General features: G+C 71.6%; 14 protein-coding genes. 5 read left to right on the forward strand and 9 right to left on the reverse strand.

Annotation, left to right across the window (positions count from 1 at the left end; genetic code table 11):
- Positions 1–86: 86 nt before the first annotated feature.
- Together mraZ and BR85_RS07020 are read right to left on the reverse strand one after the other, a co-directional pair.
- A complete protein-coding gene (mraZ, locus tag BR85_RS07015) occupies positions 87–518 on the reverse strand; it encodes a division/cell wall cluster transcriptional repressor MraZ (RefSeq protein WP_028495893.1) in 432 nt (143 codons plus the stop codon).
- Between the two features lie 159 nt (positions 519–677).
- On the reverse strand, positions 678–1,055 hold the full coding sequence (locus tag BR85_RS07020) for a DUF3040 domain-containing protein (RefSeq protein WP_028495894.1): 378 nt from the start codon (positions 1,053–1,055) through the stop codon (positions 678–680).
- A 66-nt stretch (positions 1,056–1,121) separates the two neighbouring features.
- On the opposite strand from BR85_RS07020, the gene BR85_RS07025 reads away from it, so the two are divergent.
- Positions 1,122–2,219, forward strand: a complete 1,098-nt coding sequence (locus BR85_RS07025) for a polyprenyl synthetase family protein (RefSeq protein WP_036272312.1) — start codon at positions 1,122–1,124, stop codon at positions 2,217–2,219.
- Positions 2,220–2,263: 44 nt separating this feature from the next.
- On the opposite strand, the gene BR85_RS07030 is transcribed toward BR85_RS07025, so the two are convergent.
- On the reverse strand, positions 2,264–2,614 hold the full coding sequence (locus BR85_RS07030; protein WP_028495896.1) for an Rv2175c family DNA-binding protein: 351 nt from the start codon (positions 2,612–2,614) through the stop codon (positions 2,264–2,266).
- 153 nt (positions 2,615–2,767) lie between these two features.
- Between BR85_RS07030 and BR85_RS07035 the strand changes: the two genes are divergently transcribed.
- Both BR85_RS07035 and pknB read left to right on the forward strand, forming a co-directional pair.
- Positions 2,768–3,958 (forward strand): LysM peptidoglycan-binding domain-containing protein, encoded by a 1,191-nt coding sequence (locus BR85_RS07035; RefSeq protein WP_231478585.1) that lies wholly within the window; start codon positions 2,768–2,770, stop codon positions 3,956–3,958.
- 79 nt (positions 3,959–4,037) lie between these two features.
- Positions 4,038–5,969 (forward strand): Stk1 family PASTA domain-containing Ser/Thr kinase, encoded by a 1,932-nt coding sequence (gene pknB, locus BR85_RS07040; protein WP_028495898.1) that lies wholly within the window; start codon positions 4,038–4,040, stop codon positions 5,967–5,969.
- A gap of 32 nt (positions 5,970–6,001) precedes the next feature.
- On the opposite strand, the gene BR85_RS07045 is transcribed toward pknB, so the two are convergent.
- The 3 genes from BR85_RS07045 to BR85_RS07055 are packed head-to-tail and all read right to left on the reverse strand — an operon-like array spanning position 6,002 to position 9,003.
- Positions 6,002–7,339, reverse strand: coding sequence for a class II 3-deoxy-7-phosphoheptulonate synthase (locus tag BR85_RS07045; protein WP_028495899.1), 1,338 nt, complete (start codon positions 7,337–7,339; stop codon positions 6,002–6,004).
- Positions 7,340–7,380: 41 nt separating this feature from the next.
- Positions 7,381–8,064, reverse strand: coding sequence for a lysophospholipid acyltransferase family protein (locus BR85_RS07050; RefSeq protein ID WP_051526188.1), 684 nt, complete (start codon positions 8,062–8,064; stop codon positions 7,381–7,383).
- A 3-nt stretch (positions 8,065–8,067) separates the two neighbouring features.
- On the reverse strand, positions 8,068–9,003 hold the full coding sequence (locus BR85_RS07055) for an ROK family glucokinase (protein ID WP_028495900.1): 936 nt from the start codon (positions 9,001–9,003) through the stop codon (positions 8,068–8,070).
- 214 nt (positions 9,004–9,217) lie between these two features.
- Here BR85_RS07055 and BR85_RS07060 point away from each other — a divergent pair, with 214 nt between their 5' ends.
- A complete protein-coding gene (locus BR85_RS07060; protein ID WP_028495901.1) occupies positions 9,218–11,050 on the forward strand; it encodes an AMP-dependent synthetase/ligase in 1,833 nt (610 codons plus the stop codon).
- A 55-nt stretch (positions 11,051–11,105) separates the two neighbouring features.
- On the opposite strand, the gene BR85_RS07065 is transcribed toward BR85_RS07060, so the two are convergent.
- From BR85_RS07065 to BR85_RS07075, 3 genes are read right to left on the reverse strand one after another with little or no spacing between them, the layout of a single operon-like run.
- Complete coding sequence (locus BR85_RS07065; RefSeq protein WP_028495902.1) at positions 11,106–11,594, reverse strand: peptide deformylase; 489 nt, start codon at positions 11,592–11,594, stop codon at positions 11,106–11,108.
- Complete coding sequence (locus BR85_RS07070) at positions 11,594–13,045, reverse strand: MinD/ParA family ATP-binding protein (RefSeq protein ID WP_028495903.1); 1,452 nt, start codon at positions 13,043–13,045, stop codon at positions 11,594–11,596. The genes BR85_RS07065 and BR85_RS07070 overlap by 1 nt, the downstream gene beginning before the upstream one ends.
- A 48-nt stretch (positions 13,046–13,093) precedes the next feature.
- Positions 13,094–16,501, reverse strand: a complete 3,408-nt coding sequence (locus BR85_RS07075) for a pyruvate carboxylase (RefSeq protein WP_028495904.1) — start codon at positions 16,499–16,501, stop codon at positions 13,094–13,096.
- A 91-nt stretch (positions 16,502–16,592) separates the two neighbouring features.
- Here BR85_RS07075 and BR85_RS07080 point away from each other — a divergent pair, with 91 nt between their 5' ends.
- The gene (locus BR85_RS07080; protein WP_028495905.1) at positions 16,593–17,399 is read left to right on the forward strand and encodes a ParA family protein; all 807 of its coding nucleotides are present in this window, start codon (positions 16,593–16,595) and stop codon (positions 17,397–17,399) included.
- The last annotated feature ends 33 nt before the right edge of the window (positions 17,400–17,432 follow it).

The raw sequence follows: 17,432 nt of genomic DNA on the forward strand, positions 1-17,432 counted from the left end.
CCGATCCCAGGTCCTGATCCCCATCCGCTCCGACCTGACACCGGGGAAGTGCGTCAGGGCGTGCGGCTGGGAGTCACGACCGGGGCTCAGAAGAGTCCCGGGATCACCTCCTGCTCCATGTCCGAGTAGCTGTCTTCGTTCGAGTCCGCGTAGACGTTCCACGCCTCCGCGTCCCAGATCTCCGCGTGGGCGCCGACGCCGGTGACGACGAGTTCGCGGCCGAGGTTGGCGTACGCGCGCAGGTGCGGCGGGAGGGTGATGCGGCTCTGGCTGTCGGGCTTCTCGTCGCTCGCGCCGGAGAGGAACATGCGCTGGAAGTCGCGGGACTGCTTGTTCGTCAGCGGGGCCTCGCGGATGCGCTCGTAGACCCGCTCGAACTCCTTCGTGCTGAACACGTAGAGGCAGCGCTCCTGACCGCGCGTGACGACGACGCCGTCGCCGAGATCGGTGCGGAACTTCGCCGGGAGGATGACGCGGCCCTTGTCGTCGAGCTTGGGGGTGTAGGTGCCCAACAACATCGGCTCCACCCCCTTCTGCGCCCGGCCGCCTCAGATACCCGCCACTTTACTCCACTTTGCTCCACTTCACTATCGAAATCTGAGCCCATTCCCCACCGGGCACGAAAAAGAGCACCGACCCGGAGGTCGGTGCTCTGTGGTGTGTGCGCTGCTGGCGGGTCAGCCCCCGTCGTGACGGCGGTCCCAGCGTTCGTTGATGCGGTCCATGAAGGAGGAGGCGGGCTGCGTCGCCGGGCCGGCCTTCTTCTGCGCGGTCTCGGAGGGCCGCGCGGACGCACCACCCCGCGATGGCGTCACGGCGAGCACGACGCCGCCCACCATCACGAGGAAGGCGATGACGCCGACCACGATGAGGCTGGTGGAGACCCCCACCACGAGGGCGGCCAGGCCCACGAGGACCAGGACGGAGCCGTAGACGATGTTGCGGTAGCTGAGGGACTGCCCCTCACGGGGCGCGCTCACGACATCGGCGTCGTTGCGCATGAGATGACGTTCCATCTCATCCAGCAGCCGCTGCTCCTGCTCTGACAGTGGCATGCTTCCCCCTCTGTGGAGTGTCGTTGGGACGATTCTACGCGTCCCCGCGAGAACTAGGCTAGGCCCGTGAACCTCCCTGATGCGCTGATCGAGGCTGTTTCCCAGCGACTGGAAAGGTTCACGGCCGGCCAGCTCTCCGCCGCCGCCGATCTGGGCGCCGAGGCGCAGGCCTTCGTGCGGTCCGGTGCCGATGCGATGGACGGCGGCAAGCGCCTCCGGGCTCGTTTCTGCCTCACCGGATGGCAGGCCGTCCGGGAGTTCCAGGGGGCCCGTGCGGCCGCCCCGACGCCCGACGTCGTCGCCGCCGCGGCGGCGCTCGAGATCTTCCACGCCGCCGCGCTCGTGCACGACGACGTCGTCGACAACTCCGACACCCGGCGCGGGCGGCCGGCGGCGCACCGGCGCTGGGAGTCCGCGCACCGTGACGCATCGTGGGACGGCGATCCCGCCGGATTCGGCCGGTCGGCGGCCATCCTGCTGGGCGACCTGCTCGTGGCGTGGAGCGACGACCTCCTGGAGGAGGGACTCGCGACCGCGGATGCCGCGCACGCGGCGCCGGCCCGCCGGGTGTACGCCGTCATGCGCCGCGACGTCACCGTCGGGCAGTTCCTCGACGTGGCCGAGGAGGCCGCCTACCGCACGGCCCCCGACAGCGAGCACGCGGCGCGGGCCCTGCGGGTGGCGTCGCTGAAGTCGGCGCGCTACAGCGTACAGCATCCGCTGCTGCTGGGCGCCGCCCTCGCCGGGGCCGACACCGCGCAGAGCGACGCGCTGGAGCGGTTCGGCCACCCCATCGGCCTGGCGTTCCAGCTGCGCGACGACGTCCTCGGCGTGTTCGGTGACGCCGCCGTGACCGGGAAGCCCTCCGGCGATGACCTCCGCGAGGGCAAGCGCACCCTCCTCATCGCGTACGCGCGCGAGGCGATGGCGCCGGGAGCACGGCGCGTGCTGGACGAGCTCGTCGGCGACCCCGCACTCGACGATGAGCAGATCGCCGCCCTGCAGTCCACGATCGTCGACACCGGGGCCCTCGCCCGCGTGGAGGAGCTCATCACGGAGTACGCGCTGGAGGCCGACCGCGCGCTCCGCGGCGCTCCCCTCGGCACCACGGCGGTCGGGGCACTGCGCGACCTCGCCCTCGCGGCGACGGCACGCGCGGCCTGACGACGCGCCGCCGGGGCAGAGGCGGCCTCAGTGACGGGTGGCGCTCAGGCGAGCGCCTGCGCCACGCGGCGGACCTCGCTCTTGCGACCGGCCCTGAGCGCCGCGATCGGGGCCACGCCGATGGACTCCTCCGGTTCGAGCAGCCAGTCGATCACCTCGTCGTCGGTGAATCCGCCGTCCTCGAGCACGATGATGGTGCCGCGCAGCGCCGGCAGCGGGTGCCCGTCCATGAGGAAGGCGGCGGGCACCTTGACCGTGCCGTCACGGCGCGATGCGACGAGGTGCTTGTCGTCGAGCAGCCGCCGGATGCGCCCGAGCGGCTCCCCGGTCAGCGCTACGAGGTCGGGCAGGGTCAGCCAGTCGGTCGGGATGGTCGGCGTGGATTCTCCGGTCACACGTCCACTATTCCACTCACCGCCGCTCCCGCGCGCCCTCGGTCGGAACCCTGCTTCGATGACTTCCGTCTCACGGGTCACTCCTTTATCACTGGTTGACTCGAATTCACTTCCGTGACACGGTGGCGGAGGTCGAACCAGAGGGAGAAGCTCGTGAGACGACGACCTGACAACCTGCCGACGACGACGCTGCCGCTGGCCGTCGTCGGTGCGCTCGCCCTGTCGCTCACGGCCGCGCCCGCGCAGGCCGCCGATGCCGGCACGCCGCGCGGAGCCGGTCTCGGCGCGGCTCCGGCATCGGCCCTTCGCCCCTCGACGAGCCCGCCGCGTGCCGCCGCCACCGCGGCGCCCGCCGCCGCCCCGGCCGCCACCGCGCACACCGTCGCCGCCGGCGACACCGTGAGTGCCGTCGCGGCGCGATACGGCCTCCGCACGGCGGACGTCCTCGCGTGGAACGGCCTGACCTGGACGTCCGTCATCCGACCCGGGCAGATCCTGCGCCTCTCCCCCTCGGCCGCGAGCACCGCCCCTCCGACGGCGGCCGCGGCACCGGCGGCGACCCACACGGTCCGCGCCGGCGACACGCTCTGGGCCATCGCGCGGACCTACGGCATGTCGGTGAGCACGCTGAGCGCCCTCAACGGACTCGGCGCCTCGTCGGTGATCCAGCCCGGGCAGCAGCTCGCGATCGCCCTCTCCGCGGAACCGGCGGCGAGCACGACACCGGCGCCGCCCGCGGCACCGGCGCCGCCCGCGGCACCCGCATCCCCACCCGCCTCCGCATCGCACACGATCGCCCCGGGCGACACGCTCTGGGCCATCGCGCAGCAGCACGGCACCTCGGTCTCCGCGCTGCTCGCCGCGAACGGGCTGTCCGCGTCGTCGATCATCTACCCGGGCCAGACGCTGCGGCTCCCCGACCCCGGGGCCCTCGCGGGCCTGGACGCCGAGCAGATCGCCAACGCGACGCTCATCGTGCAGGTCGGACGCCAGCGCGGCGTCCCCGACCGGGGCATCGCGATCGCGCTCGCGACGGCCATGGTCGAATCGTGGATGCGGAACCTGGACTGGGGCGACCGCGACTCCCTCGGTCTTTTCCAGCAGCGTCCCAGCCAGGGCTGGGGTACCGCCGGGCAGGTCCTGGACCCCGTCCGCGCCATCGCCGTGTTCTACGGCGGTCCGGGCGATCCCAACGGCGCGATGTCGCGCGGACTGCTCGACATCCCCGGCTGGCAGGACATGGACTTCTCCGACGCCGCGCAGGCGGTGCAGGTCTCGGCCTACCCCGACCGGTACGGGCAGTGGGAGAAGCAGGCGTACGCCTGGCTCTCCGCGCTCGGATAGCGCGATCGACCGCGACCCCGCACGGTTCGGGGGTGAGCCGCTCCCCGGCGTCGGGGCATCCGCTCCGTAGACTCTTCGCGTGAGCACGAGCCAGCAGACGGATCCGCTGATCGGCCGTCTGGTCGACGGCCGATACCGCGTGCGTGCTCGCATCGCCCGCGGCGGCATGGCGACGGTCTACGTCGCGACCGATCTGCGCCTCGAGCGACGGGTCGCCCTCAAGGTCATGCACAGTCACCTGTCCGACGACACGGTGTTCCAGAGCCGGTTCATCCAGGAGGCGCGCTCCGCCGCGCGCCTGGCCGATCCGCACGTCGTGAACGTGTTCGATCAGGGCCAGGACGGCGAGATGGCGTACCTCGTCATGGAGTATCTGCCCGGCATCACGATGCGCGAGCTGCTGCGCGAGCAGCGACGCCTCACGATCCCGCAGACCATCACCATCATGGATGCCGTCCTCTCCGGCCTCGCCGCCGCGCACCGCGCCGGGATCGTGCACCGCGACGTGAAGCCGGAGAACGTGCTGCTGGCCGAGGACGGCCGCATCAAGATCGGCGACTTCGGCCTGGCCCGCGCGACGAGCGCGAACACCGCGACGGGTCAGATGCTCCTCGGCACGATCGCGTACCTCGCGCCCGAGCTCGTCACACGCGGCACGGCCGATGCCCGCAGCGACATCTACGCGCTCGGCATCATGCTCTACGAGATGCTCGTGGGCGAGCAGCCCTACAAGGGCGAGCAGCCGATGCAGATCGCCTACCAGCACGCCACCGACTCGGTGCCCCGGCCGAGCGCGAAGAACCCGGGCGTGCCGGAGCAGTTCGACGAGCTCGTCATGTGGGCCACCGAGCGGGAGCCCGACGACCGCCCCGTCGACGCGCGGGCCATGCTCGACCGGCTCCGCGAGATCGAGAAGGACCTCGGCGTCTACCCGCAGGTCGTGCGCACCTCCCCCGCCGTGCTCGCCGACGCCGACGGACTGGACTCCGGCGAGCTCACGAAGGTGATGCCCGGCACGTTCACGGCGCCGACCGTCACGACCGACGAGGACAACGCGACGCGGCTGCGCCGCCGCACGCGTCGCAACGCGGCGAAGGGCGTCTGGATCCTCGTCCTCGTCCTGATCCTGGCCGGTGCCGCCGGCGGGGTCGGCTGGTGGTTCGGCTCGGGGCCGGGCTCGCTCATCGCGGTGCCCGACGTCCGGGGCGGCACGTTCGCGGAGGCCCAGGCCGAGCTCGCGGAGTTCGGGCTGCGGGCCGTCGAGGGAAGCGACACGAGCCTCGAGGTCGATGCGGGCCTCGTGATCCGCTCCGAGCCCGGCGAGGGCGCGCGCGTGGAGAAGGAGGCGGAGGTCACGGTCGTGGTTTCCGCCGGACCCGCCTCGCAGCAGGTGCCGACGCTGTCCGGGATGACGCTGGAGCAGGCCACGCAGGCCCTCGCCGACATCCGGATGACCGTCACGGCGACCCACTCCCGGTTCACGGATGCCGCCGAAGGCACCGTCATCGACGCGACCCTCACGCCGCGCGACGGCGGCGCGGGCGTCGACTGCAAGGACGGCTGCACGGCGCTGGAGGGCTCCGGCGCCGACCTGTACGTGTCGCTCGGCCCTGTCCCGGACGTCGTCGGCGACAGCGTCGACGCGGCGCGGGAGAAGCTCACGGCCGTCGAGCTCACCCCCGAGGTGACCGAGGCGTTCAGCGACAAGGTCGAGCAGGGCCGCGTCATCAGCATGGGCGCCCGCGCGGACGGCGGGAACTTCCGCCCCGGCGACACGATCCCCCTCGTGGTCTCGAAGGGCCCGCAGCTGTTCGAGATCCCCGGCGTCGTCGGCCAGACGCGCGACAACGCCGCGCAGCGCCTGCGGGACGCCGGCTTCGAGGTCAACTACTCCCCGCTCTGGAACGTGTGGCCGGACGGTCTCACGAAGGTCACCGCGCAGGACCCCGAGGGCGGCGCGTTCCGCCGGGCCGGGACGACGGTCACGATCCAGATCACCGCCACCGGCTGACGCCGCGCGGACACGCGGGGGTCAGCAGCGGGTCAGCGCTTCTCGAGCTCCTCGGCGACGAGGAACGCGAGCTCGAGGCTCTGCATGTGGTTCAGGCGCGGGTCGCACAGGCTCTCGTAGCGGGTCGCGAGCGTGGCCTCGTCGATCATCTCCGAGCCGCCCAGGCACTCCGTCACGTCGTCGCCGGTGAGCTCGACGTGGATGCCGCCGGCGAACGTCCCGACGGCGCGGTGCGCCTCGAAGAAGCCGCGCACCTCGTCCACGACGTCGTCGAAGCGCCGCGTCTTGTAACCGGTCGGCGTCGTGATGCCGTTGCCGTGCATGGGGTCGGTGACCCACAGCGGCGTCGCGCCGGCGTCCCTCACGGCTTCCAGGAGCGGGGGCAGCGCATCGCGGATCTTGCCGGCACCCATGCGCGTGATGAAGGTCAGGCGGCCGGGCTCGCGCTCCGGGTCGAGCTTGTCGATGAGCGCCAGTGCCGTCTCCGGCGACGTCGTGGGGCCGAGCTTGACGCCGATGGGGTTGCGGATCTTCGAGAAGTAGTCGACGTGCGCGCCGTCGAGGTCGCGCGTGCGCTCCCCGATCCACAGGAAGTGGGCGGACGTGTTGTACGGCGTGCCGGTGCGCGAGTCGATGCGCGTCATGGGCCGCTCGTAGTCCATCAGGAGCCCCTCGTGCCCCGTGTAGAACTCGACGCGGCGCAGCTCGTCGAAGTTCGCGCCCGCGGCCTCCATGAACTTGATGGCGCGGTCGATCTCGCCGGCGAGGCCCTCGTAGCGCTCGTTGGCCGGGTTCTCCGCGAAGCCGCGGTTCCAGCTGTGCACCTCGCGGAGGTCGGCGAAGCCGCCCTGCGTGAACGCGCGGATGAGGTTCAGCGTCGAGGCGGCCGTGTGGTACCCCTTCAGCAGACGCTGCGGATCGGCGGCGCGCGAGGCCTCGGTGAAGTCGTAGCCGTTGACGATGTCGCCCCGGTAGGCCGGCAGTGTCACCTCGCCGCGGGTCTCGGTGTCGCTGGAGCGGGGCTTGGCGAACTGCCCGGCCATGCGCCCCATCTTCACGATGGGCATCGAGGCCCCGTAGGTGAGGACCACGGCCATCTGCAGCACCGTCTTGATGCGGTTGCGGATCTGCTCGGCGGTCGCGCCGGCGAACGTCTCGGCGCAGTCGCCGCCCTGCAGGAGGAACGCCTGGCCGCTGGCCGCGCGCGCCAGGCGCTCGCGGAGGAGGTCGACCTCGCCGGCGAAGACGAGCGGCGGGAGCGTCGAGATCTCGTTCGACACGGCGGCCACGGCATCCAGGTCGCCCCACAGCGGCTGCTGCTTGATCGGGAGCGTGCGCCAGTGGTCGAGATCGTGCTGCGGGGAGGGCATTCGGTCAGTCTACCGGCGCGGAAACACCCCTCTCGCCTTTGCTACGCGGGCGGTCGGCGGCCCTTGACGGTCGACGCGTAGACGTCCTCGTACTCCTGCTCGCCGAGGCGCTGCAGGGCGACCATGATCTCGTCGGTGACGGAGCGCAGGACGTACCGGTCGCCCTCCATCCCGCGGAAGCGGGAGAAGTCCAGCGGCTCGCCGATGACGATGCCGACGCGGCCGATGCGCGGGATCGTGCGGCCGATCGGCATGATCGCGCCGGTGTCGACCATGACGACGGGCACGACCGGGACGTGCGCCTCGAGCGCCATCCGCGCGAGGCCCGTGCGGCCGCGGTAGAGCTTGCCGTCGGGGCTGCGGGTGCCCTCCGGGTAGATGCCGAGCAGGTCGCCGCGGCCGAGCACCTGCAGGCCCGTGTTCAGCGACGCCTCCGACGCCTTCCCGCCGCCGCGGTCGATCGGGATCTGGCCGGTCGCCTTCATGAACATGCGGGTCGACCAGCCCTTGATGCCCTTCCCCGTGAAGTAGTCGCTCTTCGCGAGGAACGACATGGGCCGGTCGATCATGAGCGGCAGGAAGATCGAGTCGCTCACCGACAGGTGGTTGCTCGCGAGGATGGCGGCACCGGAGGAGGGGATGTTGTTGCGGCCCACGATCCATGGCCGGAAGATCGCCTTCACGATCGGTCCGATGACCACGTACTTCATGAACCAGTAGAACATCGGTCAGCCCCGGATCCTCGCGAGGTCGGCCACGCCGATGAGACCCGCGTCGTTGCCGAGGGTCGCGATCGCGAAGGATGCCACGGGCCGGTCGCCATAGCCCGGGAGCGCCGTCGAGTAGGCGAGCTGCACGGGGTCCAGCAGCCGGTCGCCGAGGCTCGCCACTCCCCCGCCGATGACGAAGAGGTCGGGGTCGAGCACCGCCTGGAAGCCGCCGCACGCCTCGCCCAGAGCGGTCGCCACGCGGCGGAGCGCCTCGAGCGCGCCGGGGTCGTCCGCCAGGACGAGCTGCGCGATGGCGGCGCCGTGCAGGTGCCCGTCCGGGTCGCGCATCGCGGCGAGGGGCGCGCCGATCCCGCCGGCGTCCGCGATGTCGTTCGCCTCCCGCTGCAGCGCCCGCCCGGAGGCATACTGCTCGAGGCATCCGTTCTGCCCGCACCCGCAGGGACGGCCGCCGCGGACGAAGCGGATGTGGCCGAGCTCCCCGCCGATCCCGTTGCCGCCGATGAGGAGCGCACCGTCGATGATGACGGCGCCGCCCACACCCGTGCCCATCGTCAGCATCGCCATGTTCCGGGAGCCGCGACCGGCGCCGAACCGGTACTCGCCCCACCCGGCGGCGTTCGCGTCGTTCTCGAGGGTCACGGGACGGCCGATGCGGGTCTCGAGCTCCGCGCGCAGCGGTTCGTTGGTCCAGTCGATGTTCGGCGCGTGGATGATGACGGAGCGTGTCGCGTCGATGAATCCCGCCGCGGCGACGCCCACGGCGTGCACGTCGTGCCGGGATGCCAGTTCGCGCACCATGGCCGCGACCGCGTCGGCGAGTGCTGCGGGATCCACCGGGGTGGGCACGCGCAGCTGCTCGACGATGGTCCCGTCCTCTGCCACGACGCCACCGGCGATCTTGGTCCCGCCGATGTCGATGCCGACGTTCAGCACACGTATCCCTTCCGCCCGCGTGCGCCGCGGGGCATCCGTGAATTCTAGTGCGCGGGCGGTTGCCGTCGCAGGCGCGCGGGCCGTGCCGGAAAGGGGTGAATCGCGGTTTCACAATTGATGAACCCGAGTCTCACTAGCGTGGGCCCGCGGGCGACTAGACTCGTGCCCAACCCGTCACATCCGACGCCACCCGGTACCGAAGGAGTTGCCGCCCATGAGCGCCGTCCAGTTCGAAGTCCCTGCCATCGTCCCCGCGGACCCGCAGGCGAACGTCGCCGATCTTCTCGCCGAGCGTGTGAAGGCGACGCCCTCGCTCGCCCTCTTCGCCGTTCCGGAGGGGGACGGCTGGCGCGACATCACCGCCGCCGAGTTCGAGCGCGAGGTCATCGCGCTCGCGAAGGGACTCGCCGCCTCCGGCATCCAGCCCGGCGACAAGGTCGGGTTCATCGCCCGCACGACCTACCACTGGACCCTCGTCGACTTCGCGCTGTTCTACGCCGGGGCGGTGATGGTCCCGATCTACGAGACCAGCTCCGCGGCGCAGGTGAGCTGGATCCTCTCCGACTCCGGTGCCATCGCCGTCATCGCCGAGTCGGCGGAGCACGCCGCCCGCATCGCCGAGATCCGCGCCGAGGTGCCGCTCATCCGCGACGTCTGGGTCATGGACGAGGGCCACCTCGACACGCTGCGCGCCACGGGCGCCGACGTCGCCGACGAGGAGATCCAGCGCCGCCGCGGCCTCGCCGTGGGCAGCGACATCGCGACCCTCATCTACACGTCGGGCTCGACGGGACGCCCGAAGGGCTGCGTGCTCACGCACAGCAACTTCGTCGAACTGAGCCGCAACTCCGCGAAGGCGCTGCACGAGGTCGTCGCCAAGCCGGGCGCGTCCACGCTGCTGTTCATCACGACGGCACACGTTTTCGCACGGTTCATCTCGATCCTCGACATCCACGCCGGCGTGAAGACGGGCCACCAGCCCGACACGAAGCAGCTGCTGACCGCGCTCGGCTCCTTCAAGCCGACGTTCCTCCTCGCCGTGCCGCGCGTGTTCGAGAAGGTGTACAACTCGGCGGAGCAGAAGGCCGAGGCCGGCGGCAAGGGCAAGATCTTCCGCGCCGCCGCGCACACCGCCGTCGAGCACTCCCGCCTCAAGCAAGAGGGCAAGAAGGTCCCGCTGCTGACGACGATCAAGTTCCGCCTCTTCGACAAGCTCGTCTACGGGAAGCTCCGCACCGCCATGGGCGGAAACGTCGAGTACGCCGTCTCCGGCTCCGCTCCCCTGGGCCCGCGCCTGGGGCACTTCTTCCACAGCCTCGGCGTCACGATCCTCGAGGGTTACGGCCTCACCGAGACGACCGCCCCGGCGACGGTGAACCTCGCTACGAAGTCGAAGATCGGCACCGTGGGCCCCGTGCTCCCCGGCGTCGGCGTCCGACTCGCCGACGACGGCGAGATCGAGGTGCGCGGCATCAACGTCTTCAAGGAGTACTGGCGCAACCCGGAGGCGACCGCCGAGGCGTTCGACGACGGCTGGTTCAAGACCGGTGACGTCGGCGCGTTCGACGAGGAGGGCTTCCTCACCATCACGGGCCGCAAGAAGGAGATCCTCGTCACCGCCGGCGGCAAGAACGTCGCCCCGGCCGCCCTCGAGGACCCGATCCGCGCCAACCCGATCGTCGGCCAGGTCGTCGTCGTGGGCGACCAGAAGCCGTTCATCGGCGCGCTGATCACGCTCGACTCCGAGATGCTGCCGACGTGGCTCGCGAACAACGACCTGCCCGCCGACATGTCGCTCGCGGACGCCGCGAAGGATCCGAAGGTGCGCGCGGAGGTCCAGCGTGCCATCGACATCGCGAACAAGAACGTCTCGCGGGCCGAGTCGATCCGCAAGTTCGCGATCCTCGACTCGGAGTGGACGGAGGCCAGTGGCCACCTGACGCCGAAGATGAGCATCAAGCGGAACGTCATCATGAGCGACTTCGCCGACCAGGTCGAGGAGCTCTACGCGGTGCCGGTCAACACGACGAACGTGTCGCTCGGCTGAGCGGGCGGATGACGCGGAGAGGGGCCCGGGCATCCGCCCGGGCCCCTCTCCGCTGTCAGAACCAGCTGGATTCGCGGATCTCGCGCATCGCCTGCCGGCGGGTCTCCGCCGGGAGCCGGTCGAGGTAGAGCTTCCCGTCGAGGTGGTCGCACTCGTGCTGCAGGGCCTGGGCGAGCAGCCCGTCGCCCTCCAGCACGATCTCGTTGCCGTCGAGGTCGATGCCCGTGACCTTCGCGTGCGGGTGACGGATCGCGTCGTGCCACAAGCCGGGCACCGACAGGCAGCCCTCGCCGACGGGCTCGGGGTCGCCGGACACCTCGAGCACCGGATTGAGCACGTACCCGATGTCGCCGTCGATGTTGTAGCTGAACGCGCGGAGGCCGACGCCGATCTGCGGCGCGGCGACACCGGCGCGGCCGGCGGGCTCGACCGAATCGAGCAGATCGCGGACGAGGGCGCGGATGCCGTCGTCGACGACGTCCACGGGCGCGCTGGGCGTGCGGAGGACGGGGTCGCCGAACAGGCGGATGGGACGGACGGCCATCAGGCGGCGGCGGACAGGGCGCGCAGGCCCTCCACGACGGCGGCGGCGACCTCGCGGGCGGCCAGGCGCGTCTCGGGGCGGAGCTCGCGGAAGCTGATGGCGCTGCCGGCGGCGATGTGCGGGTCGTACGGGACGCGCACGACGGTGCGCACACGGCTGCGGAAGTGCGCCTCGAGCTCGGCTGCGCGCACGAGCGGCGTACCGGGGCGCGAGGTGTTCAGCACGACGACGGCGCCGCGCACCTGCTCGGCGAAGCCGTTCGTCTCCAGCCAGGTCAGCGTCTCGGACGCGAGACGCGCCTCGTCGACGCTCATGCCGGCGACGACGACGAGCTGATCGGCCAGCTCGAGGGTCGCCTCCATGACGGAGTGGACGATGCCGGTGCCGGTGTCGGTCAGCACGACGGAGTAGTAGTGCGCGGCCACGGCGGCGACGTCGTGGTAGTCGCGGTCGTTGAACGCCTCGGACACGCGCGGGTCGGCGTCGGAGGCGAGCACATCCAGACGCGTCTCATCCCGCGCGACGACCGCGGAGAGGTCATTGAAGCCCACGACCTCGCCGCGCATGCGGACGAGGTCACGGACGGTCTTGCCGCTCGTGCTGCCGACGCGCTCGGCGAGCGTGCCGCGGTCGGGGTTGGCATCCACCGCGATGACCCGGTCTTCCCGGGCGTCGGCCAGCGCCATCCCGAGGAGTGTCGTGACGGTCGTCTTACCGACGCCGCCCTTGCGGGAGAGCACCGGCACGAACTTCGCGCCGCCGGTGAGGGGCGCCGCGATGCGGCGATCCATCTCCTTGCGGGCGCGGGCGCGCTTGCTGTCCCCGAGGTTGAGGCGGTGACCGGAGACGACGTAGAGCAGGTGCTGCCAGACGCCCTCCGGCTCGGGGCGCACGACGTGCGCGGGGTCGAGCAGGCGGTCGGCGGTGAGCAGGTCGGGGGTCTCGCGGCTCGCCTCGAAGTCGTCGAGCCGGCGGGACTGGAGCGAGACGTCGGCGGGGCGCGGGTGGCGCAGGCGCTCGACGGCGTGCTTCGCGTCGACGTCGTCGACGTGGTGCGCCGCGCGCCGCGTGGCGGGCTGGGGCCCGGTGACGGACGGGACGATCACGGCGTCCTCGATGTCGGCGTCGTCCGCCGCCGGCGCGGGAGGAGCCGCGTCCTCGGCGGGGATGACCGTGACGTCGTCGGTGTGGATCGTCGCGGGCTCGGATGCCGCCGTGTCGATGACCTCGTCGGTCGGGGCGTCGTCCCGCTCGAGGAGCTCCGTGCGGCCGTCGTCGACCACGTCGTCGTCGACGTCGTCGTCGTCCGGGGCGTACGCCGGCAGCGCGACCTCGACCTGCGCCGTGGCGCCGTCGATGATGCCGATGCCCGTCGTGTCGATGCTGTCGGTGCTGTCGAGGACGCCGTTCTCGGGATCGTCGGGCGTCGGGTTGTTGCGGTCAGGGGTCACTGGTGCTCACTCCACGTCGCTGTCGGGCGGTCCGCCCGACGTTCCAGACTACTCGGCGGGGCGGACGACCAGCAAAAGGTCACCCGCCTCCACCTGCGCCGTGGCGGGGATCGCGAGCCGTTCGACGACGCCGTCGACGGATGCGGTGATGGCCGCTTCCATCTTCATTGCCTCGATGGACGCGACCGGCTGACCGGCCGTGACGGTGTCGCCGACCTCGGCCTTCAGCGTCACGACGCCGGAGAAGGGGGCCGCGACCTGGCCCGGACGCGATGTGTCGGCCCGCTCCGCCTGCCGCGCCTCGACCGTGATGCCGCGGTCGCGCACGAAGACCGGCCGCAGCTGCCCGTTCATGGTGGTCATGACGGTGCGCATGCCCTTGTCATCGGCCTCGCCGATGGCTTCGAGCCCGAAGTACAGCTGCACGCCGCGCTCGATCTCCACGACGTGCTCGGTGCCCGGCACGAGACCGTACAGGTAGTCGGCGGTGTCGAGCACGCTGAGGTCGCCGTACGTGTCGCGCACCTCGCGGAACGCCCGGGTCGGCGCCGGGAAGAGCAGCGTGTTGAGGGTGTGGCGGCGCGTCGCGGAGTCGGCCGCGAGAGCCGCGGTGTCCTCGTCGGAGATCTCGGTGACGCCGACGCGCACCTCGCGCCCCCGCAGCACCTTCGTGCGGAACGGCTCCGGCCACCCGCCCGGCAGGTCGCCGAGCTCGCCGGCCATGAAGCCGACCACCGAGTCCGGCACGTCGTACTTCTCGGGGTTTGCCTCGAAGTCGGCGGGGTCGGCCTTGACGGCGGCGAGGTGCAGCGCGAGGTCGCCCACGACCTTCGACGACGGGGTCACCTTCGGCACGCGGCCGAGGATGGCGTTCGCCGCGGCGTACATGTCCTCGATGAGCTCGAAGTCGTCCGCGAGCCCCAGCGCGATCGCCTGCTGGCGGAGGTTCGAGAGCTGGCCGCCGGGGATCTCGTGGTGGTACACGCGGCCCGTGGGGCCCGGGAGCCCCGACTCGAACGGGCGGTACATGTGACGCACGGCCTCCCAGTACGGCTCGAGGTCCGCCACGGCGCCCAGGTCGAGCCCGGTCTCGCGCTCCGTGTGCGCGAGCGCGGCCACGAGGGCGGAGAGGGAGGGCTGGCTCGTGGTCCCGGCCATGGGGGCGGCGGCCGCGTCGACGGCATCCGCACCCGCGGCGCTCGCGGCCAGCAGCGTCGCGAGCTGCCCGCCGGCGGTGTCGTGCGTGTGGACGTGCACCGGCAGGTCGAAGCGCTCGCGCAGGGCCGTGACGAGACGTGCGGCGGCGGCGGGGCGGAGGAGCCCGGCCATGTCCTTGATCGCGAGGATGTGCGCACCGGCATCCACGATCTGCTCCGCGAGGCGCAGGTAGTAGTCCAGCGTGTAGAGGTCCTCGCTCGGCGAGAGCAGGTCACCGGTGTAGCAGACGGCGACCTCGGCGACGGCGGTGCCGGTCTGCAGGACCGATTCGATCGCCGGACGCATCTGCGACACGTCGTTGAGGGCGTCGAAGATCCGGAAGATGTCGACGCCGCTCGCGGCGGCCTCGCTCACGAAGGCGTCGGTGACGGCGGTGGGGTACGGCGTGTAGCCCACGGTGTTGCGGCCGCGCAGCAGCATCTGGATCGCGACGTTGGGCAGCGCCGCGCGCAGCGCGTCCAAGCGCTCCCACGGGTCCTCGCCGAGGAAGCGCAGCGCGACGTCGTACGTCGCCCCGCCCCACGCCTCGACGGACAGCAGCTGCGGGGTCAGGCGGGCGACATAGGGCGCGACCGTGACGAGGTCCTTCGTGCGCACGCGCGTCGCGAGCAGCGACTGGTGGGCGTCGCGGAACGTCGTCTCGGTGACCGCGAGGGCGGTCTGCTCGCGCAGCGCCTTCGCGAAGCCGGCGGGGCCGAGCTCGAGGAGCCGCTGACGCGATCCGGGTGCCGGCTCGGTGGTGAGGTCGACGTTCGGGAGCTTCGAGGCGGGGTCGACGGTCAGCGGGTTGTCGCCGTTCGGGCGGTTGACGGTCGTGTCGGCGAGCCAGGCGACGAGCTTCGAGCCGCGGTCCTTGGACTCCTTGCCCTTGACCAGCTCCGGTCGCTCGTCGATGAACGACGTGCTGAGGTCGCCGGCGATGAACGCCGGGTCATCGAGCACGCGCTGCAGGAAGGGGATGTTCGTCGAGACGCCGCGGATGCGGAACTCCGCCAGAGCACGCCGCGAGCGCTGCACGGCGGAGGCGAAGTCGCGTCCGCGGCAGGTGAGCTTCGCGAGCATCGAGTCGAAGTGGGGGCTCACCTGCGAGCCGGCGGCGGTCGTGCCGCCGTCCAGGCGGATGCCGGCCCCGCCGGGCGAGCGGTAGGTGGTGATCTTGCCCGTATCGGGGCGGAAGCCCTGCGTCGGGTCCTCGGTCGTGATGCGGCACTGGAGCGCGGCACCACGCAGCCGGATGTCCTCCTGGCGCAGGCCCAGATCCTCGAGGGTCTGCCCGGCGGCGATGCGCATCTGCGACTGGACGAGGTCGACGTCGGTGACCTCCTCGGTCACGGTGTGCTCGACCTGGATGCGCGGGTTCATCTCGATGAAGACGACCTCGCCGGTGCGGGGACCGGCGGTCTCGAGGAGGAACTCGACCGTGCCGGCGTTCTCGTAGCCGATCGACTCCGCGAACGCGACGGCGTAGGCGTGCAGGGCGGTGCGGACGCCGTCGTCGAGGTTCGGCGCGGGGGCGATCTCGACGACCTTCTGGTGGCGGCGCTGCACGGAGCAGTCCCGCTCGAAGAGGTGCACGGTGTGCCCGGTCTTGTCGGCGAGGATCTGCACCTCGACGTGGCGGGGCCGCTGGACGGCCTGCTCGAGGAACACGCGCGCGTCGCCGAAGGCGCTGTCGGCCTCGCGCATCGCCTCGGCGAGGGCGGGCGCCAGCTGATCCTTGGACTCGACGCGGCGCATGCCGCGTCCGCCGCCGCCGGCGACCGCCTTGACGAAGATCGGGAAGCCGATGTCGTCGGCCTGCCCGAGAAGGAGGTCGACGTCGTCGGAGGCCGGCGTGGAGCGGAGCACGGGGACGCCGGCGGCGACGGCGTGCTCCTTCGCGGTGACCTTGTTGCCGGCCATCTCGAGGGCGCGGGCGGGCGGGCCGATGAACGCGATGCCGTTCGCAGCCGCCTGCGCGGCGAGCTCCGGGTTCTCGGAGAGGAAGCCGTAGCCGGGGTAGATGGCATCCGCCCCGCTCTCCTTCGCGACGCGGATGATCTCGGCGACGTCGAGGTAGGCGCGGACCGGGTGGCCCTTCTCGCCGATCTCGTATGCCTCGTCGGCCTTCAGCCGGTGCAACGAGAAGCGGTCCTCGTACGGGAACACGGCGACGGTGCGCGCCCCCAGTTCGAACGCTGCGCGGAATGCGCGGATAGCGATCTCACCGCGGTTTGCGACCAGGATCTTGCGGAACATCTGCACCTCTATGGACCTAGGGCGCCACTGCGCGGCCGCCACGAGCGGGCTGAGTACCCTCTCAGCCTAGGGGAAGGTAACGTAGAGCCTCGTGCACGTACTCTCGGTCAGCTCCCTGAAGGGCGGCGTCGGCAAGACGACCGTGACGTTGGGCCTCGCCTCTGCCGCGTTCGCCCGGGGCGTGCGGACCCTCGTGGTCGATCTCGACCCGCAGTCGGATGTCTCGACGGGCATGGACATCCAGGTCGCCGGTCGCCTGAATGTCGCCGACGTCCTGGCCAACCCGAAGGAGAAGGTCGTCCGTCAGGCGATCACCTCCAGCGGCTGGGCGAAGGTGCACCCCGGCACGATCGACGTCATGATCGGCAGCCCGTCCGCGATCAACTTCGACGGACCGCATCCGAGCGTCCGCGACGTGTGGAAGCTCGAGGAGGCGCTCGCGACGATCGAGCCCGACTACGACCTCGTCCTGATCGACTGCGCCCCGTCGCTGAACGCCCTCACGCGCACGGCGTGGGCGGCCTCGGACCGCGTCATCGTCGTCACCGAACCGGGCCTGTTCTCCGTGGCCGCCGCCGACCGCGCGCTGCGCGCGATCGAGGAGATCCGCCGCGGTCTCTCGCCGCGCCTGCAGCCCCTCGGCATCGTCGTGAACCGCGTGCGCCCGCAGTCCATCGAGCACCAGTTCCGCATCAAGGAGCTGCGCGACATGTTCGGCCCGCTCGTGCTGTCGCCGCAGCTGCCGGAGCGCACGTCGCTGCAGCAGGCGCAGGGCGCCGCGAAGCCGCTGCACATCTGGCCCGGCGACTCCGCCCAGGAGCTCGCGGCCGACTTCGACTCGCTGCTGGATCGGGTCGTCCGCACCGGCCGGATCCCCGCCGTCGGCGCCGCGGGCTGACCCCGGGCAGTCGGCGGCCGGCAACCCGTGCCT

Origin of the sequence: Microbacterium sp. UNCCL10 (genome assembly GCF_000746195.1) — a bacterium.
Classification (GTDB): domain Bacteria; phylum Actinomycetota; class Actinomycetes; order Actinomycetales; family Microbacteriaceae; genus Microbacterium; species Microbacterium saccharophilum.

What these genes read in the sequence shown, in the direction of transcription:
- BR85_RS07050 (WP_051526188.1), bottom strand. Translation starts at nt 8,064, where the DNA reads ATGTTCTACTGGTTCATGAAGTACGTGGTCATCGGACCGATCGTGAAG.
- mraZ (WP_028495893.1), bottom strand. Translation starts at nt 518, where the DNA reads ATGTTGTTGGGCACCTACACCCCCAAGCTCGACGACAAGGGCCGCGTC.
- BR85_RS07065 (WP_028495902.1), bottom strand. Translation starts at nt 11,594, where the DNA reads ATGGCCGTCCGTCCCATCCGCCTGTTCGGCGACCCCGTCCTCCGCACG.
- BR85_RS07060 (WP_028495901.1), top strand. Translation starts at nt 9,218, where the DNA reads ATGAGCGCCGTCCAGTTCGAAGTCCCTGCCATCGTCCCCGCGGACCCG.
- BR85_RS07045 (WP_028495899.1), bottom strand. Translation starts at nt 7,339, where the DNA reads ATGCCCTCCCCGCAGCACGATCTCGACCACTGGCGCACGCTCCCGATC.
- BR85_RS07075 (WP_028495904.1), bottom strand. Translation starts at nt 16,501, where the DNA reads ATGTTCCGCAAGATCCTGGTCGCAAACCGCGGTGAGATCGCTATCCGC.
- BR85_RS07020 (WP_028495894.1), bottom strand. Translation starts at nt 1,055, where the DNA reads ATGCCACTGTCAGAGCAGGAGCAGCGGCTGCTGGATGAGATGGAACGT.